Source organism: Pseudomonas migulae (assembly GCF_024169315.1).
Taxonomy (GTDB): Bacteria; Pseudomonadota; Gammaproteobacteria; order Pseudomonadales; family Pseudomonadaceae; genus Aquipseudomonas; species Aquipseudomonas migulae_B.
The window spans coordinates 5,142,291-5,166,993 of record NZ_JALJWR010000001.1 but is presented as its reverse complement, the minus strand read 5'-3'; the positions used below and the strand labels follow the sequence as shown (position 1 = coordinate 5,166,993).

Below are 24,703 nucleotides of genomic sequence, written 5' to 3'. Positions count from 1 at the left end.
CAGGATTGCTGCTAAGCGTAGTCATTTGGCGAAAATCTCCAGCAATCGTGGCGCTATTCTGTCCAGCGGGCGAATCTCCACAGCCGCGTCGATGGCCGCTGCCGCTTTCGGCATGCCAAACACCGCGCTGCTTTGTTGGTCCTGAGCGATGGTCAGGTAGCCCTGTTGACGCATGAGTTTAAGCCCCTGCGCGCCATCGCGCCCCATCCCGGTCAACAAAACACCCACGGCATCGCCGTTCCAGTAACTGGCCACGCTCTCGAAAAACACATCGATGGATGGCCGATAGATCTCGTTGACCGGTTCGGCGGTGTACGCCAGCGTGCCGTTTTTCAACAGGCGTATATGGTGGTTGGTGCCGGCCAGCAATACGGTGCCCGGCTGCGGAGGCTCACCTTCCTGGGCCAGGCGCACGTTCAGGCCGCTGGCACTGCTGAGCCATTCGGCCATGCCGGCGGCGAACACCTGGTCGACGTGCTGCACCAGCACGATAGCCGCCGAAAAATCTCGCGGCAGCCCCTTGAGCAGGACTTCCAGCGCTGCCGGTCCGCCGGCGGACGAACCGATGGCGATCAATTTTTGCCGGGAGCCCGAGTGGCGCAACGGACTTGGCGCGGGTCGCACTCGATTGCCCTTGTCGCCGATCAGCCAGCTGATGTTCAGGATCTTGCGCAGTAGCGGCGCCGCGGCTTCCTGGGCATTGCCGGCACCGATCGCCGGTGTATCGACCACATCCAGCGCCCCATGCCCCATGGCTTCGAACACCCGGTGCACGTTCTGCTGGCGGTCGACGGTGACAATCACAATGGCGCACGGCGTCTCGGCCATGATCCGCCGGGTCGCCTCGACACCGTCCATCACCGGCATGATCAGGTCCATCAGGATCAGGTCCGGGGTGTTTTCCACACAACGCTGCACGGCCTCGGCCCCGTTGGCGGCGACCCAGATCACCTCGTGCGCCGGCTCAAATGCCAAGGCGCGGCGCAAAGCCTCTACCGCCATGGGCATGTCGTTGACGATTGCGATTTTCATGCCCGCGCTCCTCCGATGAGCTCAACCACTGCATCAAGCAGGGCGTCGTCATGAAAACTGGCTTTGGCTAGATAATAGTCGGCCCCGGCGTCCAGTCCACGACGACGGTCTTCTTCACGGTCTTTGTAGGACACCACCATAACCGGTAGCGATTGCAATCGATTGTCCCGGCGCAATAAAGACACCAATTCGATGCCGTCCATGCGCGGCATGTCGATATCGGTGATCAGCAGATCGAAATCCTCCGAACGCAGGGCGTTCCAGCCATCCATGCCATCCACCGCCACGGCCACGTCGTAGCCGCGATTGAGCAACAACTTGCGCTGCAACTCGCGAACGGTCAGCGAATCGTCGACCACCAGCACCCGTTTGCGCGCCGCTTCGGGCGCCTGGTTACTGTGACGGGCAATGCGCTCCAGGCGACCGGTATTGAGCAGTTTGTCCACGGACCGCAGCATGTCTTCGACGTCGACAATCAGCACCACCGAACCGTCGTCGAGCAAGGCGCCAGCGGAAATGTCCTGCACTTTGCCCAGACGTTCGTCCAGCGGCAGAACCACCAGCGTACGCTCACCGATAAACCGCTCGACCGCGACGCCGTAGATTGCATCGCGCTCGCGGATGACCACGACCTTGAGGGTTTGCTGACTGTTCTGACTCGCCGGGCGCTGGAGCAACTGGCTCGCGGCGACCAAGCCGATATGCCGGCCTTCGTACCAGAAATGCTGACGGCCCTCGACCTGCACGATGTCCGCCGGCTCCAGGTCGCACATGCGCTCGATGTGCGCCAGCGGAAACGCATACGCCTCGTCGCCGACTTCCACCACCAGGCTGCGCACCACCGACAGCGTCAGCGGCACTTCGAGGTGGAAGCGGCTGCCCTCGCCCGCCGCCTGCTCCAGCACCACCGCGCCGCGCAACTGACGAACCATGTGCTGAACCGCGTCCAGCCCGACGCCGCGTCCGGACACTTCGGTGACCTTGTCCCGCAGACTGAAGCCCGGCAGGAACAGAAACGTCAGCAGTTCCTCTTCGCTCAACTGCGCGGCGGTGTCCGGCGGGGACAACTGGCGCTCGATGATGCTGCGCCGGACCTTTTCCAGATCGACGCCGTTGCCGTCATCGCTCAGTTCCAGTACCAGCAGACCGGCCTGATGGGACGCGCGCAAGCGGATCAAACCTTCTTCCGGCTTACCGGCCAGCAGCCGTTGCTCCGGGGATTCGATGCCGTGATCGACGGCGTTGCGCAGCAGGTGCGTCAGCGGCGCTTCGAGTTTTTCCAGGACGTCGCGGTCGACCTGGGTTTTCTCGCCCTCGATCTCCAGCCGTACCTGTTTGCCGAGGCTGCGCCCGAGATCGCGGACCATGCGCACTTGCCCGGTCAGCACATCGGCAAACGGCCGCATGCGACAGGCCAGCGCCGTGTCATACAACACCTGCGCCCGTTGACTGGCCTGCCAGGCGAATTCATCCAGTTCGGCGTTTTTCTTCACCAGCAATTGCTGGGATTCCGCCAGCAACCGGCGCGCATCGTCGAGGGCTTCCCGGGCCTCCAGGCTCAATGTGTGCTCTTTGAGGTGGATGTTGAGGTTTTCCAGCGCCCGCAGGCCGTTGTTCTGCGTGCGCTTCAGGCGCTGCATGGTGGCCAGGTGCGGTTTTAGCCGCAGGGTTTCCACCAGGGATTTGCTCGACAGATCGAGCAGGCTGTTCAAGCGCTCGGCCGTGACCCGCAGGACACGTTCACCGTTTTCGGTGGTGCGTTTGGTGTTACGCGGTGCGACGGGGTCAGCCGGCACGTCGGGTGTTTCTGCCGCGACAAGGATCGGCTCGATTTCCGGAGTCAACAGTTCGGCGGATGGCACTTCTGATGCCGCCATGAACGGCGCAATCGGCGTGCTGATCGGCGCGGCGAGTGCCAGCGGATCGAGCAAGCGCGCCATCAGCGCCACATAGCCCTCGATATCCGCAGGCGCCAGTGTGTTGTTCGGCGTGGCGATGCGCATCAGCAAATCGGTGCCTTGCAGCAAGGCATCAATGTGCTCGGGCCGCAGATACAACCGGCCTTCCTGCGCACTGACCAGGCAATCTTCCATCACGTGGGCGACGCTGACCCCGGCATCGACCCCGACGATCCGCGCCGCACCCTTGAGCGAGTGGGCCGCGCGCATGCACGATTCGAGGTGATCGGCCTGGGTCGGATCGCGTTCAAGCGCCAGCAGCCCCGCGCTCAACACCAGGGTCTGGGCCTCGGCTTCCAGGCTGAACAGTTCCAGCAAAGAGGCGTCGCGCATTTGCTCGGGGGTCATGTCAGGCTCCGGGTCACGGCGGACAGCAGCTGTTCTTCATCCAGCCAACGCAGGCTGCGACCTTTGAATTGCAACACGCCACGGGTGTATTTGGCGCTCGCCTGGCTGCCGGAGCGGGACGCCGCGTCGAGGGTGCGTTCGTCGATGGCATGAATGCCGTCGACTTCGTCCACCGGCACCACCACCGGCCCACCGTGGGCGGCAATGATCAACATGCGCGGCATCACGCGCGCGCCGGAAGCCACGCTGCCGGTGGCGTCCATTCCCAGCAGTTCAACCAGCGAAAGGCACGCGACCAGCGCGCCGCGCACGTTCGCCACGCCGAGCAAGGCCCGGGAGCGCTGGTGCGGCAGGGAATGGATGGCTTGCAGCGGCGCCACTTCCACCAGACTGCGAGTGGCCAGGCCCAGCCATTCTTCACCGAGGCGAAACATCAGCAGTGAGCGGGTTTTCACATCGCTTTCGACCGCAACCGAGACTTGCCCGCGGTCTTCCTGCTGCAATGCGTAGCGGTCGAGCAACCGCGTGGCGGCGGCCGAATACACCGCGCAATTGCGGCAGTGAATGTGCTCGCTCAGCAGCGGGCAGGACTTGTCGCCGTGGATACCGATGCGGTTCCAGCAATCGTCGATGGCCTGGGCATCTTCATGGGTGAGGCTAAAGGTGTCGGCGGCGTTCATCGTTTGCGCTCACTGTCTGCGCGCTCGCTGCGGGCGGCGCGGTCCTGCAATCGTCGGGCGCCCGCCGTGTCGCCCTGGGATTGCAGCAAGGCCGCCAGGTGCATCAACGCGTCGGGATGTTGCGGTTCGAGGTACAACGCCTTGCGATAGAACCCTTGGGCTTCGAGGGCACTGCCGGCGACATCGCTCAGCAGTCCCAGCCAGTAAAACACCTGGGCCACCGGTTCATGGCTGCGCAAATAACTTTCGCACGCGGCGCGGGCATCGGCACTTTTGCCTTCGTTGGCCAGCGCGGCGATGTTGGCCAGCAACGTGGCAGCGTCCGGGTTGGCAGCTTTCGTCACCACCGGCAGCGGCGTCACGGTTGCGAAAGGCCGGTTGCGCACGGGGGGTGGCGTCACGCTGCGCACCGGCTGACGCGCCGGCAGCGCTGTTGGCACAAAGGCCGGCACAGGTTCAGGCGCCGGTGCGCTCTGACGACTGAAAGCGAACGACTGGGGGATGCCAATCGAACGCATGCCGAAGCGCCCCAGCAAACTGCCTTCGGCCGGGCCGATAAACAGCACGCCGTCGACATGGGTCAGGCGCTTGAGCACTTCGAAGACTTGTTGTTGAGTCGGCTGATCGAAATAGATCAGCAGGTTGCGGCAGAACACGAAGTCATACGGTGGTTCGTTGGCCAGCAACGCCGGATCCAGCAAATTGCCGACCTGCAAACGCACCTGCTCCAAGACTCGCTCGCTGAGGCGGTAGCCATCGTCCTCAACACTGAAATGCCGCTCGCGGAACGCGATGTCCTGGCCACGAAACGAGTTCTTGCCGTACAGCGCGCGCCTGGCTTTTTCCACCGACAGCGGGCTGACGTCCATGCCTTCGACTTTGAACTGGTGCGGCTTGAGTCCGGCATCCAGTAACGCCATGGCGATGGAATACGGTTCTTCGCCGGTCGAACACGGCAGGCTGAGGATTCGCAGCGCGCGCATGTTGTTGATGTCGGCCAGTCGTTTGATCGCCAGTTTCGCCAAGGTGGCAAAGGATTCCGGGTAACGGAAAAACCAGGTTTCGGGAACGATCACTGCTTCGATCAGCGCTTGCTGCTCATCCCGCGAGCCCTGCAAGGTGTGCCAGTATTCATCGGCCGTCTGCGATCGCGATGCGCTGCTGCGCTGGCGCACGGCACGCTCGATGATCGCCGGGCCCACCGAGGTCACGTCGAGGCCGATGCGTTCCTTGAGAAAATCAAAAAACCGCTGATCGCTGCTCATGGCCGCTCCTCAAGCATCGCCAGATTCAGTGGCGGAGACGGAAACAGCAGTGCGCGAACCTGTTCATCCAGCAGGTCGGCGACGCGTACCCATTGCAGCAAACCTTGCGCATCTTCACGAACAGGCCCGAGGTAAGGCGCCTGGCGATTGTCGAGGCCATAAGGCTGAAAATCTGCCGGGTTGCAGCGCAGCGTGTCGGTCGCCTGTTCCAGGATCAGCCCGAGCAACCGCGTTTCAGCGCGTTCATCCGCACGGTAATTGACCAGCACCAAACGCGTGCTGGTGCGGGCCTGAGCCGGCAAACCGAACGTCAGCGCACTGAGGTCGATCACCGGCACCACCGCGCCGCGATAGGCGAACACCCCGGCGACCCAGTCCGGCGCGCGGGGAATCGGCTTCAACGGCAGACGCGGCAGCACTTCCGCCACCTCGGTCGCCTGCAAGGCATAGCGCTCGCTGCCGATGCGAAACAGCAGAAACAACGCCTGCATCGCCGGTTTCACGGCGATGGATTTGGCCGTGAGTTCACTCATCAGACTTTGAATCGCGAAACGCCGCTACGCAGCCCGACGGCCACCTGGCTCAGCTCGTCGATGGCGAAACTGGCCTGGCGCAGGGACTCGACGGTCTGACTGCTGGCATCGCCCAACTGCACCAGCGCGTGGTTGATCTGTTCGGCACCGGTGGCCTGGGCCTGCATGCCTTCGTTGACCATCAACACCCGCGGCGCCAGCGCCTGCACCTGATGGATGATCTGCGACAACTGCTCGCCGACCTGCTGCACCTCGGACATGCCGCGGCGCACTTCTTCGGAGAACTTGTCCATGCCCATGACCCCGGCCGACACCGCCGACTGGATCTCGCGCACCATCTGCTCGATGTCGTAAGTGGCCACGGCGGTCTGGTCCGCCAGACGCCGCACCTCGGTGGCGACCACGGCAAACCCTCGGCCGTATTCACCGGCCTTCTCGGCTTCAATGGCAGCGTTCAGCGACAGCAGGTTGGTCTGGTCCGCCACCTTGACGATGGTCACGACCACCTGATTGATGTTGCCGGCCTTCTCGTTGAGGATCGCGAGTTTGGCGTTGACCAGATCCGCGGCGCCCATCACTGAGTGCATGGTCTCTTCCATCCGCGCCAGGCCCTGCTGCCCCGAACCGGCGGCCACCGAGGCCTGATCGGCAGCGGTGGAAACTTCGGTCATCGTGTGCACCAGATCACGCGAGGTGGCGGCGATTTCACGGGAGGTCGCGCCGATTTCTGTGGTGGTGGCGGCGGTTTCCGTGGCAGTGGCTTGTTGTTGCTTGGAGGTGGCGGCGATTTCGGTGACCGACGTCGTGACCTGCACCGACGAGCGCTGAGCCTGGGACACCAGCGACGTCAGCTCGGTCATCATGTCGTTGAAGCCGGTTTCCACCGCGCCGAACTCGTCCTTGCGCTCCAGGTTCAAGCGACTGCTGAGGTCGCCGGTGCGCATGATTTCGAGGATCTGCACGATGCGGTTCATCGGCGCCATGATCGCGCGCATCAGCAACAGACCGCAGAGGCCGGCGGCCAATACCGCCACCAGCAGGGAAATGCCCATGATGACTTTCGCGGTGATCACGGCGTCATCGATGTTCGCGACATCGACATCTGCCACCGCTTTGTTTTCGCGAATGATGTCATTGAGCTTCATGCGACCTGCGGTCCAGGCCGGGGTCAGTTGCTCGTTGAACATCTTGATGGCTTCGACCTCCTGGTTACGCTTGTGCAGGTCGAGCACCGCGGCCAGGATGTTGTGGTAGTTCTCATGGAGCTTTTCGAAGGTGGCGTACTCGACCTTGTCTTCATCGGTCGTCACGGTTTCCTGATATTTGCTCATCTGCTCTTGCAGACGCGCTTGATAGGTTTTGAATTTTTCGGCCTCTTCAGCGCTAAAACCCTGCCCTTCTTTCAAGCCGAGCATTTCCTGGGTTTGCAGGTAAGTGTCTACCCAGGCGCTACGCACCATTGAGCTGTAATACAAGCCGGGTAACGCGTCTTCGCGAACGCTGGCTTCGCTCGTTTCAATCTTCAGCAACCGTGAATACGAGACGATGACCATCAGCAGCATGATGGCGATAATTACCGCAAAGCTCGCCAAAATGCGTTGGCGCAACGTCCAGTTCTTCACAGTCAGTCCTCGGGGCCATTTCAAATGCTGGGGAGTATAGCCGAGGGCGGTGTTTCATTTATAAGACGGATGCGTGGCGCTTCTCATTGCGGCGAAAAACCATAAATAACGTGGTGGGGCTGATGACGCCATCGCGGGCAAGCCTCGCTCCTACAAGGTCGGCGTCGGTCAAGAAATTTGTAATCGACGCCGACCCTGCAGGAGCGAGGCTTGCCCGCGAAAGCGGTCTTGAGGCTTACATAGCAGCCTGGCGCACCTGTTTTTCCAGCTCGGCCTTGAGGCCCGGATCCAGCTTCAGCTGACGGGCGAGTTCATCCAGGTAGGACTTCTCCATGAAGTTCTCTTCGTCCACCAGCATCACGCTGGCGATGTACATCTCGGCGGCCATTTCCGGGGTGCTGGCGGCCCGCGCCACATCGGTTGGATCGAGCGGTTTGTTGAGTTCGGCGTGCAGCCAGTGTTGCAGCTCCTGATCGTTGTCGAGTTTGGTGAACTCGCCTTCGATCAACGCCCGTTCGCGCTCATCGACATGGCCGTCAGCCTTGGCCGCGGCCACCAGCGCCTTGAGAATTGCCTGACTGTGTTGCTCGACCTGGGCGGCCGGAACGCGGTCCACCGTTTGCGGTTCGCCCCGAGATGCAGTGCCCTGCTGGGCCTGCCAGTTACCGTAGGCCTTATAGGCAATGACACCCAATGCCGCGAGGCCACCGTAGATGGCCACTTTACCGCCGACCTTGCGAACCTTCTTGTTGCCGATCAACAGGCCCATGGCGCCCGCCGCCAGTGCGCCTCCACCGGCGCCCGAGAGCAAACTGCCGAGGCCGCCCGAGCCACCGCTGCCGCCGAGCAGCCCACCCAGGCCGCCGCTGGATGCCTTGTTCTGTGCTCCACCCGCCTTGTTCTGCAGCAGGTCCTGGCCGGACTTGAGTAGTTGATCGAGTAATCCACGGGTAATCATTTTTGCCACCTCCACGAAAGGGGTTTACAGACACTTAAGGCCACCAGCCTAGATCGAAAGTGCCCGGCCCTTCCCGGCGAGAGTGCTTCCGGATGTTGCTCATCTCCTGTAACGCTAAAAAGCCCATCGATAAAAAAGATATACACTCGAGTGAATCTATAAAAACCGCCCACCGGGTAATTCTTCATGATGACGTTGCGTCAGATCCGCCATTTCATTGCCGTGGCCGAGACCGGCTCGATCTCGGCCGCCGCGCAAACCGCGTTCATTTCCCAATCGACACTGACCCTGGCCATCCAGCAACTGGAGCAGGAAATCGGCGTCGGGCTGTTCAACCGTCATGCCAAGGGCATGACGCTTACCCACCAGGGCCATCAATTCCTACGCCAGGCGCACCTGATTCTGGCGACGGTGGACAACGCCAAGCGCAGCCTGCAACAAAGCACCGACCAGGTCGCCGGGCAATTGATCATCGGCGTGACCAGCCTCGTCGCCGGTTACTACCTCGCGGATTTGCTCACCCGCTTTCAACGCGCCTACCCCAACGTCGAGATCCGCGTGATGGAGGACGAGCGTCCGTATATCGAGCACTTGCTGGTCAGTGGCGAGATCGATGTCGGCGTGCTGATCCTCTCCAACCTCGAAGACCGCCACGCCCTGCAAACGGAAGTGCTGACCCATTCGCCTCATCGGTTATGGCTGCCGGCCCAGCATCCGCTGCTGGAACACGACAGCATCAACCTCGCCGACGTCGCTCGTGAGCCGCTGATTCAACTGAACGTCGATGAAATGGACCGCAACGCCCAGCGCATGTGGTCGGCGGCGTCGCTTCAACCGCGCATTACCCTGAGAACCGCCTCGACCGAGGCGGTGCGAAGCCTGGTGGCCGCCGGATTGGGCGTGTCGATCCAGCCCGACATGACGTACCGCCCATGGTCATTGGAGGGCGACATCATCGAAGCGCGGCCAATCGCCGACCTGAGCCAGACCCTCGACGTCGGCCTGGCCTGGCGCCGAGGCACGGCGCGCCCGGCATTGGTGGACCCGTTCCTGACCGTGGCACGCGAGCAACCCCACGGCGGGCGCAAGCCATCTATTTAATCGAACGCCACCTTCAGTATTTAGTATTTGTCGACCTCGGGTCCGGGCACTAGTCTTGGTGCATCTATAAGACGGCCGGCCCCAGTCACAGGGAGCAGCATGGCCACACAAGAAAAGAGATCCCGAAAAATGGCTGGCGCGCAGACCCCGTTGTTCACCGCGTTGTTGATCGATGGCGAACTGGTCGCGGGCCAGGGTTTTGTCGAACCGATCCTCAACCCGGCCACGGGTGAGGTGCTGACGCATATCGCCGAAGCCAGCACCGAGCAAGTCGAAGCCGCGATTCTCGCCGCTCACCGTGCGTTCGCCGGTTGGTCGCGGACCACCCCGCAGCAGCGCTCGAACCTGCTGTTGGACATCGCCAACGCCATCGAAAAACAAGCCGACCTGCTCGCCCGCCTCGAATCCCTGAACTGCGGCAAACCCTTGCACCTGGCGCGACAGGACGACTTGAGCGCGACGGTCGACGTGTTCCGCTTCTTCGCCGGTGCCGTGCGCTGCCAGACCGGCCAGCTCAGCGGCGAATACCTGCCGGGTTACACCAGCATGGTGCGCCGCGATCCCATTGGGGTTGTAGCGTCCATCGCGCCGTGGAACTACCCGATCATGATGGCCGCGTGGAAAATCGCCCCCGCCCTCGCCGCCGGCAACACCCTGGTGTTCAAACCGTCCGAGCACACACCGCTGTCGATCCTGGCCCTGGCGCCAGCGCTGGCCGAGATCCTGCCGCGCGGCGTGATCAACATCATTTGTGGCGGTGGTGAAGGCGTTGGCAGCCACTTGGTCAGCCACCCGAAAATCCGCATGGTGTCGCTGACCGGCGATATCGTCACCGGGCAAAAAATCCTCCAGGCCGCCGCAAAAACCCTCAAGCGCACGCACCTCGAACTCGGCGGCAAGGCGCCGGTGATCGTCTGCAATGACGCGGACATTCAGGCCGTGGTCGAAGGCGTGCGCACCTACGGTTACTACAACGCCGGCCAGGACTGTACCGCCGCCTGCCGGATTTACGCACAGGCCGGGATTCATGACCGACTGGTGGCCGAACTCGGCGCGGCGGTCAGCAGCCTGCGTTTCGCCGGCAAACGCGATGCCGACAATGAAATCGGTCCGTTGATCAGCACCCGCCAGCGCGACCGCGTGGCCAGTTTCGTCGAACGCGCTCTCGGCCAGCCGCACATCGAGCGGGTGACCGGCGCGGCCGTGCATTCCGGCGCTGGCTTCTATTACCAGCCAACGTTGCTGGCCGGTTGCAAACAAAGCGATGAAATCGTCCAGCGCGAAGTGTTCGGACCGGTCGTGACGGTGACCCGTTTCGATCAACTCGAGCAAGCGGTGGACTGGGCCAACGACTCGGAATACGGCCTCGCGTCGTCGGTCTGGACCCAGAACCTCGACAAAGCCATGCAAGTCGCCGCGCGTTTGCAGTACGGCTGCACCTGGATCAACAGCCATTTCATGCTGGTCAGCGAAATGCCCCATGGCGGCTTGAAACGCTCGGGCTACGGCAAAGACCTCTCCAGCGATTCGCTTCAGGACTACAGCGTGGTGCGGCACATCATGGCGCGCCACGGACAGCATCTCTGACTACGCTAATAACAAGCCGCTAACGGCATGCTTCACCACGTTCACAACTGCCCCGACCATAATTAAAGAAGAGGGAATTCCCATGTTCGTGCACAAGACCGCACTGCTCAGTGCAATCACCACCGCGCTGTTGGCCAGTGCCAGTATCCAGGCCGCCGAACCGCTGAAAGCCGTCGGTGCCGGCGAAGGTCAGCTGGATATCGTCGCCTGGCCCGGTTACATCGAACGTGGTGAAAGCGACAAGGCCTACGACTGGGTGACCGATTTCGAAAAAGAAACCGGCTGCAAAGTGAACGTGAAAACGGCCGCGACTTCCGATGAGATGGTCAGCCTGATGTCCAAGGGCGGCTACGACCTGGTGACCGCGTCGGGCGATGCGTCGCTGCGATTGATCGCCGGCAAGCGTGTGCAGCCCATCAACACCGCGTTGATTCCGAACTGGAAGAATATCGATCCGCGTCTGAAGGATGGTCCGTGGTACGTCGTCAACAAACAAACCTACGGCACTCCGTATCAGTGGGGTCCGAACGTGTTGATGTACAACACCAACGTCTTCAAGACGGCGCCTGACAGTTGGGGCGTGGTGTTCGAGGAACAGAACCTGCCGGACGGCAAGTCCAACAAGGGCCGGGTCCAGGCTTACGACGGTCCGATCTACATCGCCGATGCGGCGCTTTACCTCAAGTCCAAGCGTCCGGAACTGGGGATCAAGGACCCGTACCAGCTCAACGAAGAACAATACAAAGCCGCGCTGGATCTGCTGCGCAAACAGCAGCCCTTGATCCACCGCTACTGGCATGACGCGACCGTGCAGATGAGTGACGTCAAGAACGAAGGCGTCGTGGCGTCCAGCACCTGGGGCTACATGGTCAACGGTCTGGTGGTGGACAAGCAGCCGGTCGCCTCGGTCATTCCAAAGGAAGGTGCAACCGGTTGGGCCGACACCACCATGCTGCACGCCGACGCCAAGCACCCGAACTGTGCCTACAAGTGGATGGACCATTCGCTGCAGCCGAAAGTCCAGGGTGACCTGGCCGCCTGGTTCGGTTCGTTGCCGTCGGTTCCGGCGGGGTGCAAAGAGAGCGAATTGCTCGGCGCCGAAGGCTGCAAGACCAACGGTTTCGACCAGTTCGACAAGATCGCCTTCTGGAAAACCCCGCAGGCTGAAGGTGGCAAGTTCGTGCCGTACAGCCGCTGGACCCAGGATTACATCGCAATCATGGGCGGTCGCTGATCCAAGAGTTGACGCTGATCCCATTGTGGGAGCGGGCTTGCTCGCGAAAGCGGTGGGTCAGCCAACATCAATGTTGAATGTGATGACCCTTTCGCGAGCAAGCCCGCTCCCACATTTGATCTGTATTCCCCTGTGGGAGCGAGCCTGCTCGCGAAGCTTTTAAAGATTCTGTTTTTCGGAGCACCGCACCATGACGCTTGCAGTCCAGTTCACCAACGTTTCCCGTCTATTCGGAGAAGTGAAAGCCGTAGACCGGGTTTCCATCGACATCCAGGACGGCGAGTTCTTTTCCATGCTGGGCCCTTCCGGCTCGGGCAAAACCACGTGTCTGCGCCTGATCGCCGGTTTTGAACAACCGAGCGCAGGTTCCATCCGCATTCATGGCCACGAAGCCGCCGGGCTGCCGCCGTATGAGCGTGACGTCAACACAGTGTTTCAGGACTACGCGCTGTTCCCGCACATGAACGTACTCGACAACGTGGCCTACGGTTTGAAAGTCAAAGGCGTCGGCAAAACAGAACGCCGCACACGCGCCGAAGAAGCCCTCGACATGGTCGCCCTCGGCGGCTACGGCGAGCGCAAGCCGGTGCAACTCTCCGGCGGTCAACGCCAGCGTGTGGCCCTGGCCCGCGCTCTGGTCAATCGCCCTCGGGTGCTGCTGCTCGACGAACCCCTCGGCGCACTCGACTTGAAGCTGCGCGAGCAAATGCAGAGCGAACTGAAAAAGCTGCAACGCCAGCTCGGTATCACCTTCATCTTCGTCACCCACGATCAGACCGAAGCGCTGTCGATGTCTGACCGCGTGGCCGTGTTCAACAAGGGCCGCATCGAGCAGGTCGACACGCCGCGCAACCTCTACATGAAACCGGCGACCACCTTTGTCGCGGAATTCGTCGGCACCTCCAACGTGATTCGCGGTGATCTGGCGCAGCAGCTGAGCGGTAATCCACAGCCGTTTTCGATTCGCCCGGAACACGTGCGTTTCGCCGAAGGCCCGTTGGCCAGCCACGAAATCGAAGTCAGTGGTTTGCTCCACGACGTTCAGTATCAGGGCAGCGCCACGCGCTATGAACTGAAACTGGAAAACGGCCAGACCCTGAACATCAGCCAGGCCAACAACCAATGGCTGGACGTCAGCGCGCAGCATCAGACCGGGCAACGCCTCAGCGCACGCTGGGCGCGGGAAGCGATGATCCCGCTGCACGACACCGTTGCCGGCGGGGTGTGAGATGACCAGCGTGGCTCTCCCTCAAACCCCGGCCAGCGGTTCGCCGTTGCGCAGGTTTTCCAACCTGCTGTATCGCCGACCGAATTTTTACCTGACGCTGCTGCTGGTGCCGCCGCTGCTGTGGTTCGGCGCGATCTACCTCGGTTCGCTGCTGGTGCTGTTGTGGCAAGGCTTCTACACCTTCGACGATTTCACCATGGCGGTCACGCCGGACCTGACCCTGGCGAACTTCGCCGCGCTGTTCCAGCCCTCGAACTTCGACATCATCCTGCGCACCCTGAGCATGGCCGTTGTCGTGTCGATCGCCAGCGCCGTCGTCGCGTTCCCGATTGCCTACTACATGGCGCGCTACACCACGGGCAAAACCAAGGCGTTTTTCTATATCGCGGTGATGATGCCGATGTGGGCCAGCTACATCGTCAAGGCTTACGCCTGGACCTTGCTGCTGGCCAAGGGCGGCGTGGCGCAGTGGTTCGTTCAGCACCTCGGACTGGAGCCGGTCTTGCAGTTCGTGCTGGGCATTCCGGGCGTGGGCGGAAGTACCTTGTCGACCTCGCACCTGGGGCGCTTCATGGTGTTCGTCTACATCTGGCTGCCGTTCATGATCCTGCCGATTCAGGCCTCACTGGAACGTCTGCCGCCATCGCTGCTGCAAGCCTCCGCCGACCTCGGTGCCAAGCCGCGCCAGACCTTCATGCAGGTGATTCTGCCGCTGTCGATTCCGGGCATCGCCGCCGGTTCGATCTTCACGTTTTCGCTGACCCTGGGTGACTTCATCGTGCCGCAACTGGTGGGCCCGCCGGGGTACTTCGTCGGCAGCATGGTGTACGCCCAGCAAGGCGCGATCGGCAACATGCCGATGGCCGCGGCCTTCACGCTGGTGCCGATTGTGTTGATCGCCATTTACCTGACCATCGTCAAACGACTGGGGGCTTTCGATGCACTCTGAAAAAGCTTCTTTAGGCCTGAAAATCGCAGCCTGGGGCGGGTTGGTGTTTCTGCACTTCCCGATCCTGATCATCTTCCTCTACGCCTTCAACACCGAAGACGCGGCGTTCAGCTTTCCGCCCAAGGGTTTCACCCTGAAGTGGATCGGCGTGGCGTTCTCGCGGCCGGACGTGCTCGAAGCGATCAAGCTGTCGCTGCAGATCGCTTCCGTTGCGACGTTGATCGCGCTGGTGCTTGGCACGCTGGCATCGGCGGCGTTGTACCGGCGGGACTTCTTCGGCAAGCAAGGCATCTCGCTGATGCTGATTTTGCCCATCGCGTTGCCGGGGATCATCACCGGGATCGCGCTGCTGGCGACGTTCAAGACGCTGAGCATCGAGCCAGGGATGTTCACCATCATCGTCGGCCACGCGACCTTCTGTGTGGTGATCGTCTACAACAACGTCATCGCCCGGTTGCGCCGCACTTCGCACAGTTTGATCGAAGCCTCGATGGACCTCGGTGCCGATGGCTGGCAGACCTTCCGCTACATCGTCCTGCCGAACCTTGGCTCGGCGCTACTCGCCGGCGGCATGCTCGCGTTTGCGCTGTCGTTCGACGAAATCATCGTCACCACCTTCACCGCCGGCCATGAACGCACCCTGCCGCTGTGGCTGCTCAACCAGCTGAGCCGCCCACGGGATGTGCCGGTGACCAACGTCGTCGCAATGCTGGTGATGATGGTGACCATGCTGCCGATTCTGGGTGCGTATTACCTGACCCGTGGTGGCGAGAGCGTCGCGGGCAGCGGCGGGAAATAACTGACAACGACTACTCACTGTAGGGACCGGATCAAATGTGGGAGCGGGCTTGCTCGCGAATGCGGTGTGTCAGCCAGCATCAATGTTGAATGTTAAACCGCATTCGCGAGCAAGCCCGCTCCCACATTTGGGCCGGTTCCTTCAGAAGAAAACAACAGTTCCGAAGAGGACAGAACCATGCAAACCCAACTCCTGATCAACGGCCAACTGCTCGACGGCGAAGGCCCCGCTCAACCGGTGTTCAACCCGGCCCTCGGTCGTGTGCTGGTGGAAATCAACGAAGCCAGCGAAGCCCAGGTCGATGCCGCCGTGCGCGCCGCCGACGCCGCCTTCGACAGCTGGTCGCAGACCCCGCCGAAAGAGCGCTCGCTGCTGCTGCTCAAACTCGCCGACGCCATCGAAGCCCACGGCGAAGAACTGGCCAAGCTCGAATCGGACAACTGCGGCAAGCCCTACAGCGCCGCGCTGAACGACGAGATCCCGGCGATTGCCGACGTGTTCCGTTTCTTCGCCGGTGCCAGCCGTTGCATGAGCGGATCGGCCGGCGGCGAATACCTGGCCGGGCACACCTCGATGATCCGCCGCGATCCGGTGGGCGTGATCGCCTCCATCGCGCCGTGGAACTACCCGCTGATGATGGTCGCCTGGAAAATCGCCCCGGCCCTCGCCGCCGGTAATACCGTGGTGCTCAAGCCGTCGGAACAAACCCCGCTGACCGCCCTGCGCCTGGCGCAACTGGCGTCGGAAATTTTCCCGGCCGGCGTGCTCAACCTGGTGTTCGGCCGTGGTCCTACCGTCGGCAGCCCGCTGGTGACTCACCCGAAAGTGCGCATGGTGTCGCTGACCGGCTCGATCGCCACCGGCTCGAACATCATTTCCAGCACCGCCGACAGCGTCAAACGCATGCACATGGAACTGGGCGGCAAGGCCCCGGTGATCATCTTCGACGACGCCGACATCGACGCGGCAGTTGAAGGCATTCGCACCTTCGGTTTCTACAACGCCGGCCAGGACTGCACCGCCGCCTGCCGCATCTACGCGCAGGAAGGCATCTACGACAGATTCGTCGAGAAGCTCGGCGCGGCGGTCAGCAGCATCAAGTACGGGTTGCAAGATGATCCGGCGACCGAACTGGGGCCGCTGATCACCGCGCAGCACCGTGACCGCGTGGCCGGGTTTGTCGAGCGCGCCGTGGCGCAATCGCACATCCGTTTGATCACTGGCGGCAAGGCAGTCGAAGGCAACGGCTTCTTCTTCGAACCGACGGTGCTGGCCGACGCGCTGCAGGACGACGAAATCGTTCGCCGCGAAGTGTTCGGGCCGGTGGTCTCAGTAACCAAATTCACCGATGAAGCGCAGGTGCTGGGCTGGGCCAACGATTCGGACTACGGCCTGGCGTCGTCGGTGTGGACCGCCGATGTCGGCCGCGCGCATCGGATGTCTGCGCGCTTGCAGTACGGCTGCACCTGGGTGAACACCCACTTCATGCTCGTCAGCGAAATGCCCCACGGCGGTCAGAAATTGTCCGGCTATGGGAAGGACATGTCGATGTACGGGCTGGAGGATTACACCGTTGTTCGGCATGTGATGTTCAAGCACTAAAAGCTTCGCGAGCAAGCCGGCTCCTACAAAGGTTTTTGTGCACGACGCGGACCTGTGGGAGCTGGCTTGCCAGCGATGGCGTCAACTCGGTTTCAGGGCCGAAACCGGCAACACGCACCACCAGGTTTCAACGCAGACAACCAAAACAATAACCACCGATCCGGGCAGCGCCGCCAAGGCCCCGCCACGGTTTCGGACATCCGAAATCTGCCGATTTTCCGGAGCTAACACACCATGAGCGCAATCCCCGAACTCTCCGCAGCCGCTGCCGACAGCGATGCCGAGCAACTCCGCAAGCTGGGTTACACCTCCAACTTCAACCGCAGCATGAGCCTGTGGGAAAACTTCGCCCTGGGCTTCACTTACCTCTCGCCGGTCGTAGGGGTTTATACCCTCTTCGGCCTGTGCCTGGCCGCCGGTGGTCCACCGATGTTCTGGGCCTATCTGCTGGTCGGTTGCGGCCAGTTGCTGGTGTGCCTGATCTTCGGTGAAGTGGTCTCGCAGTTCCCGATTTCCGGTGGTGTCTACCCATGGGCGCGCCGCCTGGTGGGCAAGCGCTGGGCGTGGATGGTCGGCTGGATCTACTCCATCGCCCTGTGCGTCACCATCGCCGCCGTTGCCGTCGGCGCCGGACCTTATCTGGCTGCGATGATGGGCTTCGAACCGAACAACAACACCAACATCGTCATCGCCCTGGTGCTGACGCTGTTCGCCACACTGGTCAACCTCAGCGGCACCAAAGTGCTGGCGCGTATCGCCATGTTCGGCTTTCTCTGCGAGTTGGTCGGCGCTGTGATCGTCGGCGTTTACCTGCTGATTTTCGAACGTCATCAGCCGATCAGCGTGTTGTTCAACACCTTCGACATCAGCGTGGACGGCTCTTACCTGCCGGCGTTCCTCACCGCCTCGCTGGCGGGCATGTTCCTGTACTACGGCTTCGAAGCTTGCGGCGACGTGGCCGAAGAAACCCCGAACCCGAGCAAGCAAATCCCGGTGGCCATGCGCATGACCATCTACATCGGCGGCATCGCGGCGATGTTCGCCTGCCTGGCACTGATCCTCGCCGTGCCGGACATGCAAGCCGTGATCAACGGCACCGACAAAGACCCGGTCACCACCATCCTCAACAACGCCTTCGGCCCGGTCGGTTCGAAAGTGGTGATGGGCGTGGTGATGATTTCCTTCATCTCCTGCGTCATCAGCCTGCAAGCGGCGGCGAGTCGTCTGCTGTATTCCTACGCCCGGGATGAGATGGTCATCGGCAGCTCACTGCTGAAGAAGATTTCTCCTACCACCCAGGTTCCGGTTGCTGCGCTGTTCGTCTCCGGCGTCCTGCCGGCGCTGATCATCATCCTTGGCTTCTTCCTGCAAGACGCGGTGGCCACTATCGTCAGCTTCGCCGCCATCGGCATCTATCTGGCGTTCCAGATGATCGTCCTCGCCGCGCTCTATGCCCGCCTGAAAGGCTGGAAACCGAGTGGCAAATTTACCCTCGGCGCTTGGGGTTGGGCGGTGAACATCGGCGCGCTGGTTTACGGCGTCGGCGCCATCATCAACATGGCCTGGCCGCGTACACCGGATGCGGCGTGGTACATCAACTATGCGATGGTGTTAAGTACCGCGATCGTGATTGGGTTGGGGCTGCTATATATGTGGATTGCCAAGCCGTATGACCATGGTACGGCGCCGGCGGGGGATGCTTGGAAGGTTGGTCGGGAATAGGTCGACCGGTGTCGGGCTAGTCAGATAAAAACTCCCCCTTCTCGTCTTTAGAGGAGGGGGATATATCGACGATCATCACTTGATAAAAACGTTAGATAAATAACTCCGCCTGATCCTGCTTCAATAAAGAGATGCGATCAAAAAGTTTAATTTTCGCATCTGCTTTTTGTTTAGCGTGATCTGACATAACCGAAACCAAATCCTCAAGCTGGCTTACACTACCAACCACCTTAAAAGATTTTTCTTTATTGACAAAAACCAGCGATTTTTTCTTTCGAGACAACAATTCAATTACATTACTCAGCGTGCCCGTGCTTTTTGCATCCCATATCATCAAGCCGTAATCTGCCGCCTCAGCCATAACAATATCTTTCGCGGTAAAAAAGGCTCGCGACCCTTCGGCATGCTTGGTCGCCACCGATCTTGCCGGCCATTCCCCAAGATTGTTTCGGGGGTTGGCGCCACTACAATAAATAGTTGTTTTAGAGAGCGACAGACTCAACAGATATTCTTGAATAGAAGTATCAACTCCCCCTGCATCACCAACCAAAATATCGAACTCCGACGCAACAATATTATCGATACGCTCTTTAACCTTTGGATCAAGGTGTTTTATATTAATAGAGCCAGCAATGAATACTGTTGTCATTTAGTTCACTTCCAAGTTAATGCCGCCACGTAAATTCTCCCTACTTTTGGATACTCACGTAAAACAGCACAGGCTGCGTCCATCGACGCTCCACTGTCAAACAAATCATCGACGACCAAAACATTCCAGCAACCAGCACTCTTAATTTCATCATTGACACTGAAACTCGCCCCAATCGCAGCGACTTTTTCAGCTTTGGAATGCAGGTCCTTTAGCGATTTCCCCGTAGGTGCCTTACGGAGCAAATCCGAGAATACAGGCTTTCCGATAATTCGCCCTAACTCCACGGCGACCTCCGTGACTGGCTGACGTGGGCGTACATTTGAGGCTGGCATAGGAACGACGAATCCGACTTGAGCCAGCTTAGGAAAAACATTAGTCGCTACAGCTTGAGCAAGGGGACCCACTTGACTCCAGTCCTTCTGGTATTTGAGTTGGTAGGTCGCCTCTCCTACCTCGGTACGATGATTCTCAAAACGCGGGTTTCCATGCTCATCGTCCCCTAGAAAGGTACTACTTAGCATGTGCTTGTCCAGCACCCATCCCTGATCCCAAGGACCGTTTATCTGTTTGAGGGTTACTTTCAAGGCATTCTCCATTTCAAAGCCTGACGTTGAGCACCGAAAACTTCATGGCGCTCTGTGACCATAGGCAATGAAAAAGGAATGACACCGCTCGACCGCAAAAACAGGAAATTCCTACAGATCGAGCTTTCTGCAAAAAGCACTGATTCCTACAACACGCGGCGTCAGAGAAGACTTGGCGCCGCGAGCGCCTGACCGATAGGCTTTATCCCGACGCTGCAAAATCAGCGGCCCGGTGTCGAAGCCGGAATACAATCAATACGGCGCAACCGCGCTCCTCTGAGTGGCGGCTCCCTTTTCAACTTGGAGTCGAAAAATGATTACGCACGCTTCAAATACATCTGAAAGTCATCGCAATTTCATCCCAACCATCTTCCCCCGCCACAACCGTTTCCTCCACGCCGTCATCCAAGCAAACCAAGCCTGGTTCTGTGTCCACGACCTGGGACGTTTGATGGGCCGCCCGCTGGACCAGCGACTCACCCAAAAACTCGATCCCGATCAGCGTCGATATGTCTGGCTGCTGAAGAACGGCAAAACCGTCGAATCACTCATGGTCAGCGAATCTGGAATGTACGCATTGCTGGTCCACCATTTCATCCCGGAAAACCGCAACCTGCGCCAATGGCTGAGTAACGAAGTCATACCTGCGCTGCGTGAATCAAACGCTGCATCAGTCGAAAACACTCCAAGTCTGAGTTCGTTGCAATGGGGCGGGCTCTCGGTGCCGCTGCTGCATTGGCAACATTCCGCCTGGATCAAGTGGCGGGACATGCCTGATCTGGTGCAGGCACAGCGGCCGTTCCCGATCATGGGTACCTGTAGCTGAAGATAACGCGATACCTGTAGGAGCCGGCTTGCTGGCGATGGACTGAAGCGCGCCGCTTCGAATCAGAAAGCACGCGTTATCGTTAACGACCATCGCCAGCAAGCCGGCTCCTACACAAAAGACCGTGCCCACGTTGATAATCAAGTAGGTTTCCAAACAGTGAAAAAGCACCAAGTCAAAGGGGCAGACCTCACAGTCTGCCCCTTTGATTTGGTGCAATTTTTCAACCTCCCGAACGTGCGATCTACAACCATGGATAAACCACGCTTCACCAGCCAAAGCATTGCCGAAGTGATCCCAAGTGATAGCGCTTTTGCAGAAAACTATCTGCAACAGACCATCAAGCAGGAAAACATCGCGGCTCATTACCAAGCCATACAGCTGGGCATCGCCGACGCCGACGCAGGCAAACTGATCAACTTGGCCACCGTGAAAGCCAAATAGCTTTCACGGTAACCACCTCGACTCAAAACCGCGAAACACTCCGCATCGCATCCACCAGATACCGCATCGCGATCCGGTCACTCTCCGACAGCTCGCGATACCGTTCCACCAGTTTCATCTCCTCGGAATTAAGCCGACGCCTTCGCCGCCCGATGCCCAGGCAAGGGAAGATTCCCAACATTTCGGTGATGCCTTGTACTTTCGACATGGACGATGTCCCTCTCTACGTCAAAAAAGAAAACTTCAGAAACCGCATCGCCCTGCCCTTTTTCAGCGGTCATCTCGTGCCAACCGAATCCCACCGGCCTGAGGGCAGAAACCGGTCATGCCCATAGAATAGAAACTATCCGGGCGGTGAAAAGCGGTTTTTAGAGTAATTAGTCGAAAAAAGCAGAAACGCCCTATAAATCAGAAAGCTCTGTGGGAAACGTTTCCGGAAATGTCTTGTTTCATAGCGATGCCATTGCCACGCCATCAATCATTTTTGCTCTGCGACCGAACGGTTTAAGCTATTTGGCATCTGTTTAAAGTCCGTTGCGTTTGGCCGAAGGCATGTCCGAACCTCCATTTCTGATCCAGCACGTGCCAGGAACGGCGCGGGATTGTTCACGACAGGTTGTACTTATGCACCGCAGGAATTTGCTCAAAGCGTCCATGGCCATCGCTGCCTACACCGGCTTGTCTGCCTCCGGCCTGTTGGCCGCGCGGGCCTGGGCCGGTAATGGCACGGCTGATGGCGAGGCTCAGGCCTTCGATTTCGAAGCCCTGAAAATCCAGGCCAAGCAGCTTGCCGGCAACCGCTATCAGGACACCAAGCAGGTGCTGCCGCCGACCCTGGCGACCATGACCCCGCAAAATTTCAACGCGATCCGCTACGACGCCAATCATTCCTTGTGGAAGGATGTGAAAGGTCAGCTGGATGTGCAGTTTTTCCACGTCGGCATGGGTTTCAAGCAGCCGGTGCGCATGTACAGCGTCGATCCCAAGACGCGTCAATCGCGCGAGGTGCACTTCCGCCCTTCGCTGTTCAACTATGAAAAAACCACGGTCGATACCAAACAGCTCACGGGCGACCTGGGCTTTTCCGGGTTCAAGCTGTTCAAGGCCCCGGAGCTGGACCGGCATGACGTGTTGTCGTTCCTCGGCGCCAGTTATTTCCGCGCGGTAGACGCCACGGGCCAGTACGGTCTGTCGGCCCGTGGTCTGGCGGTCGATACCTACGCGAAGAAGCGTGAGGAATTCCCGGACTTCACCAAGTTCTGGTTCGAGACGCCGGACAAGGACAGCACCCGTTTCGTGGTGTACGCCCTGCTGGACTCGCCGAGCGCGACCGGTGCCTACCGTTTCGACATCGATTGCCAGGCCGAACGCGTGGTGATGGAGATTGACGCTCACATCAATGCACGCACCGCCATCGAACAACTGGGCATCGCGCCGATGACCAGCATGTTCAGTTGCGGCACCCATGAACGGCGCATGTGCGACACCATTCACCCGCAGATCCACGACTCGGATCGCCTGGCCATGTGGCGCGGCAACGGCGAGTGGATCTGCCGTCCGCTGAACAACCCTGCGACCCTGCAATTCAACGCCTTTGCCGACACCGACCCGAAAGGTTTCGGGTTAGTACAGACCGATCACGAATTCGCCAACTATCAGGACACGGTCGACTGGTACAGCAAACGTCCGAGCCTGTGGGTAGAACCTACAACCGCGTGGGGTGAAGGCTCTATCGATCTGTTGGAAATTCCTACAACCGGCGAAACCCTCGATAACATCGTCGCGTTCTGGACCCCGAAAAAACCGGTCGCCGCCGGCGATTCCCTGAATTACGGCTACAAGCTGTACTGGAGCGCTTTGCCGCCGGTCGGCACGCCGCTGGCGCGGGTCGCCGCGACCCGTTCGGGCATGGGCGGCTTCACTGAAGGCTGGGCGCCGGGCGAGCATTATCCCGAGGTGTGGGCACGACGCTTTGCCGTGGACTTCACTGGCGGTGGTCTGGACCGTTTGCCGGAGGGCACAGGTATCGAGCCGGTGGTGACGTGCTCCAACGGTGAGGTCAAAGACTTCAACGTGCTGGTGCTCGATGACATCAAGGGCTACCGGATTACCTTTGACTGGTTCCCTACCAACGACAGCGTTGCACCGGTGGAACTGCGGTTGTTTATTCGCACCAATGACCGGACGCTGAGCGAGACCTGGTTGTATCAGTACTTCCCGCCGGCGCCGGAGAAGCGAAAGTACACCTGATAGTAAAGGGTTGACCGGGCCGGCCCCTTCGCGAGCAAGCCCGCTCCCACATGGGTTTGGTGAACACCGAAAATCCACTGTGGGAGCGGGCTTGCTCGCGAAAGCGGCCTGTCAAACAACAAGCTTCCCCCACCTGAAAATGCAAAAAGCCCCGGTCAACCCGACCGGGGCTTTTTGCTTTTACCACCTCACTCAGTCACGCAAATCCGACTCATGAATCGGCTGATCCCGATGCGTCGCACGTTGATACTGCGCCGGCCAGATCGCCTTGTGCCCTCCCAGGTCGTCATCGGCATGCAACGGCCAGTACGGATCGCGCAGCAGCTCACGGGCGAGGAAGATGATGTCGGCCTGACAGGTGCGCAAAATGTGCTCGGCCTGCGCCGGTTCGGTGATCATTCCTACCGTGCCGGTCGCAATGCCTGACTCCTTGCGCACACGTTCGGCGAAGCGGGTTTGATAACCGGGACCTGTAGGAATTTCCGCGTTGGCCGCCGTGCCGCCCGACGACACATCGATCAGGTCCACACCCAGGTCTTTGAGACGCCGCGCCAGTTCAACGGTTTCATCAGGATTCCAGCCGTCCTCCACCCAATCGGTGGCCGACACCCGCACAAACACCGGCAACTCCTCTGGCCACACCGCGCGCACCGCTTCGGTGACTTGCAGCACCAGCCGAATTCGATTCTCGAACGAGCCGCCATATTGATCGCGCCGCTGATTGCTCAAGGGCGACAGAAACTGGTGCAGCAGGTAACCGTGGGCGGCGTGGACTTCGACGACTTTGAAACCGGCGGTCAGCGCGCGTTTCGCCGAGTCAACGAACGCCTGAATGACCTCGGCGATCTGGCCCTCATCGAGCTGCTTCGGCGGTGTGTGTTGCGGGTCGAACGCAATCGGCGAAGGCCCGACGGGGGTCCAGCCGCCGTCTTCAGGCTTGACGCTACCGTGCTTGCCAATCCACGGCCGATGCGTGCTGGCCTTGCGCCCGGCGTGGGCCAGCTGAATGCCGGCGACAGCCCCTTGGGCGGCGATGAAGCGCGTGATGCGTTGCAGGGGTTCAATCTGTTCGTCATTCCACAAGCCGAGGTCTTCAGCGGTGATGCGCCCATCGGCGGTGACGGCAGTGGCTTCGGTAAAAATCAGACCGGCGCCGCCGACAGCACGGCTACCTAGGTGGACCAGGTGCCAGTCATTGGCCAGGCCATCGACGCTGGAATACTGGCACATCGGTGATACGGCGATGCGGTTGAGCAGGGTCAATTGGCGAAGGGTATAGGGTTCAAGCAGCAGACTCATGGGGCACCTCTCGTCTCAGTGGGCAGGCTC

22 protein-coding genes are annotated in these 24,703 nt (G+C 60.3%); 11 read left to right on the top strand and 11 right to left on the bottom strand.

Annotation, left to right across the window (positions count from 1 at the left end):
- Positions 1–21: 21 nt before the first annotated feature.
- From J2Y86_RS23590 to J2Y86_RS23560, 7 genes are all read right to left on the bottom strand, one after another.
- Positions 22–1,032, bottom strand: a complete 1,011-nt coding sequence (locus tag J2Y86_RS23590) for a chemotaxis response regulator protein-glutamate methylesterase (RefSeq protein ID WP_253437097.1) — start codon at positions 1,030–1,032, stop codon at positions 22–24.
- Complete coding sequence (locus J2Y86_RS23585) at positions 1,029–3,338, bottom strand: hybrid sensor histidine kinase/response regulator (RefSeq protein WP_253437093.1); 2,310 nt, start codon at positions 3,336–3,338, stop codon at positions 1,029–1,031. The genes J2Y86_RS23590 and J2Y86_RS23585 overlap by 4 nt, the downstream gene beginning before the upstream one ends.
- A complete protein-coding gene (locus J2Y86_RS23580) occupies positions 3,335–4,018 on the bottom strand; it encodes a chemotaxis protein CheW (RefSeq protein WP_253437090.1) in 684 nt (227 codons plus the stop codon). The genes J2Y86_RS23585 and J2Y86_RS23580 overlap by 4 nt, the downstream gene beginning before the upstream one ends.
- On the bottom strand, positions 4,015–5,283 hold the full coding sequence (locus J2Y86_RS23575; protein WP_253437087.1) for a CheR family methyltransferase: 1,269 nt from the start codon (positions 5,281–5,283) through the stop codon (positions 4,015–4,017). Before J2Y86_RS23575 ends, J2Y86_RS23580 begins: the two co-directional genes overlap by 4 nt.
- A complete protein-coding gene (locus J2Y86_RS23570) occupies positions 5,280–5,816 on the bottom strand; it encodes a chemotaxis protein CheW (RefSeq protein WP_253437084.1) in 537 nt (178 codons plus the stop codon). The genes J2Y86_RS23575 and J2Y86_RS23570 overlap by 4 nt, the downstream gene beginning before the upstream one ends.
- Positions 5,816–7,438 carry a methyl-accepting chemotaxis protein gene (locus tag J2Y86_RS23565; RefSeq protein ID WP_253437080.1) on the bottom strand — a complete coding sequence of 541 codons (1,623 nt, stop codon included), beginning with the start codon at positions 7,436–7,438 and terminating at the stop codon, positions 5,816–5,818. The genes J2Y86_RS23570 and J2Y86_RS23565 overlap by 1 nt, the downstream gene beginning before the upstream one ends.
- A 235-nt stretch (positions 7,439–7,673) precedes the next feature.
- Positions 7,674–8,396, bottom strand: a complete 723-nt coding sequence (locus tag J2Y86_RS23560) for a tellurite resistance TerB family protein (RefSeq protein ID WP_253437075.1) — start codon at positions 8,394–8,396, stop codon at positions 7,674–7,676.
- A gap of 186 nt (positions 8,397–8,582) precedes the next feature.
- Between J2Y86_RS23560 and J2Y86_RS23555 the strand changes: the two genes are divergently transcribed.
- From J2Y86_RS23555 to J2Y86_RS23520, 8 genes are all read left to right on the top strand, one after another.
- Positions 8,583–9,497, top strand: coding sequence for a LysR family transcriptional regulator (locus J2Y86_RS23555; RefSeq protein ID WP_008072897.1), 915 nt, complete (start codon positions 8,583–8,585; stop codon positions 9,495–9,497).
- A gap of 129 nt (positions 9,498–9,626) precedes the next feature.
- Positions 9,627–11,084: a gamma-aminobutyraldehyde dehydrogenase gene (locus J2Y86_RS23550; RefSeq protein ID WP_253437072.1), complete on the top strand. Its 1,458-nt coding sequence runs from the start codon at positions 9,627–9,629 to the stop codon at positions 11,082–11,084.
- Positions 11,085–11,166: 82 nt separating this feature from the next.
- Positions 11,167–12,318: a putative ABC transporter substrate-binding protein YdcS gene (gene ydcS / locus J2Y86_RS23545; RefSeq protein WP_253437069.1), complete on the top strand. Its 1,152-nt coding sequence runs from the start codon at positions 11,167–11,169 to the stop codon at positions 12,316–12,318.
- Positions 12,319–12,508: 190 nt separating this feature from the next.
- Positions 12,509–13,546, top strand: coding sequence for an ABC transporter ATP-binding protein (locus J2Y86_RS23540; RefSeq protein ID WP_253437065.1), 1,038 nt, complete (start codon positions 12,509–12,511; stop codon positions 13,544–13,546).
- 1 nt (position 13,547) lies between these two features.
- Positions 13,548–14,495, top strand: coding sequence for an ABC transporter permease (locus tag J2Y86_RS23535; protein ID WP_253437062.1), 948 nt, complete (start codon positions 13,548–13,550; stop codon positions 14,493–14,495).
- Positions 14,485–15,294 (top strand): ABC transporter permease, encoded by an 810-nt coding sequence (locus tag J2Y86_RS23530; RefSeq protein WP_253437058.1) that lies wholly within the window; start codon positions 14,485–14,487, stop codon positions 15,292–15,294. Before J2Y86_RS23535 ends, J2Y86_RS23530 begins: the two co-directional genes overlap by 11 nt.
- Before the next feature lie 177 nt (positions 15,295–15,471).
- The gene (locus tag J2Y86_RS23525) at positions 15,472–16,896 is read left to right on the top strand and encodes a gamma-aminobutyraldehyde dehydrogenase (RefSeq protein WP_253437055.1); all 1,425 of its coding nucleotides are present in this window, start codon (positions 15,472–15,474) and stop codon (positions 16,894–16,896) included.
- 234 nt (positions 16,897–17,130) lie between these two features.
- Positions 17,131–18,618: an APC family permease gene (locus tag J2Y86_RS23520; RefSeq protein WP_253437052.1), complete on the top strand. Its 1,488-nt coding sequence runs from the start codon at positions 17,131–17,133 to the stop codon at positions 18,616–18,618.
- 91 nt (positions 18,619–18,709) lie between these two features.
- Here J2Y86_RS23520 and J2Y86_RS23515 read toward each other — a convergent pair whose 3' ends face one another.
- Positions 18,710–19,267 carry a hypothetical protein gene (locus J2Y86_RS23515; protein WP_253437049.1) on the bottom strand — a complete coding sequence of 186 codons (558 nt, stop codon included), beginning with the start codon at positions 19,265–19,267 and terminating at the stop codon, positions 18,710–18,712.
- A gap of 5 nt (positions 19,268–19,272) precedes the next feature.
- On the bottom strand, positions 19,273–19,854 hold the full coding sequence (locus J2Y86_RS23510) for a ComF family protein (RefSeq protein WP_253437046.1): 582 nt from the start codon (positions 19,852–19,854) through the stop codon (positions 19,273–19,275).
- A 313-nt stretch (positions 19,855–20,167) separates the two neighbouring features.
- On the opposite strand from J2Y86_RS23510, the gene J2Y86_RS23505 reads away from it, so the two are divergent.
- Positions 20,168–20,680, top strand: coding sequence for a BRO-N domain-containing protein (locus J2Y86_RS23505; protein WP_253437043.1), 513 nt, complete (start codon positions 20,168–20,170; stop codon positions 20,678–20,680).
- A gap of 159 nt (positions 20,681–20,839) precedes the next feature.
- A complete protein-coding gene (locus J2Y86_RS23500) occupies positions 20,840–21,124 on the top strand; it encodes a hypothetical protein (protein ID WP_253437040.1) in 285 nt (94 codons plus the stop codon).
- Between the two features lie 22 nt (positions 21,125–21,146).
- Here the strand turns inward: J2Y86_RS23500 and J2Y86_RS23495 are convergent, their stop codons facing one another.
- The gene (locus J2Y86_RS23495) at positions 21,147–21,332 is read right to left on the bottom strand and encodes a hypothetical protein (RefSeq protein WP_110966589.1); all 186 of its coding nucleotides are present in this window, start codon (positions 21,330–21,332) and stop codon (positions 21,147–21,149) included.
- A 416-nt stretch (positions 21,333–21,748) separates the two neighbouring features.
- Here J2Y86_RS23495 and J2Y86_RS23490 point away from each other — a divergent pair, with 416 nt between their 5' ends.
- A complete protein-coding gene (locus tag J2Y86_RS23490; protein ID WP_253437037.1) occupies positions 21,749–23,374 on the top strand; it encodes a glucan biosynthesis protein D in 1,626 nt (541 codons plus the stop codon).
- Between the two features lie 192 nt (positions 23,375–23,566).
- On the opposite strand, the gene J2Y86_RS23485 is transcribed toward J2Y86_RS23490, so the two are convergent.
- Complete coding sequence (locus tag J2Y86_RS23485; protein WP_253437034.1) at positions 23,567–24,673, bottom strand: NADH:flavin oxidoreductase/NADH oxidase; 1,107 nt, start codon at positions 24,671–24,673, stop codon at positions 23,567–23,569.
- Positions 24,674–24,703: the final 30 nt, after the last annotated feature.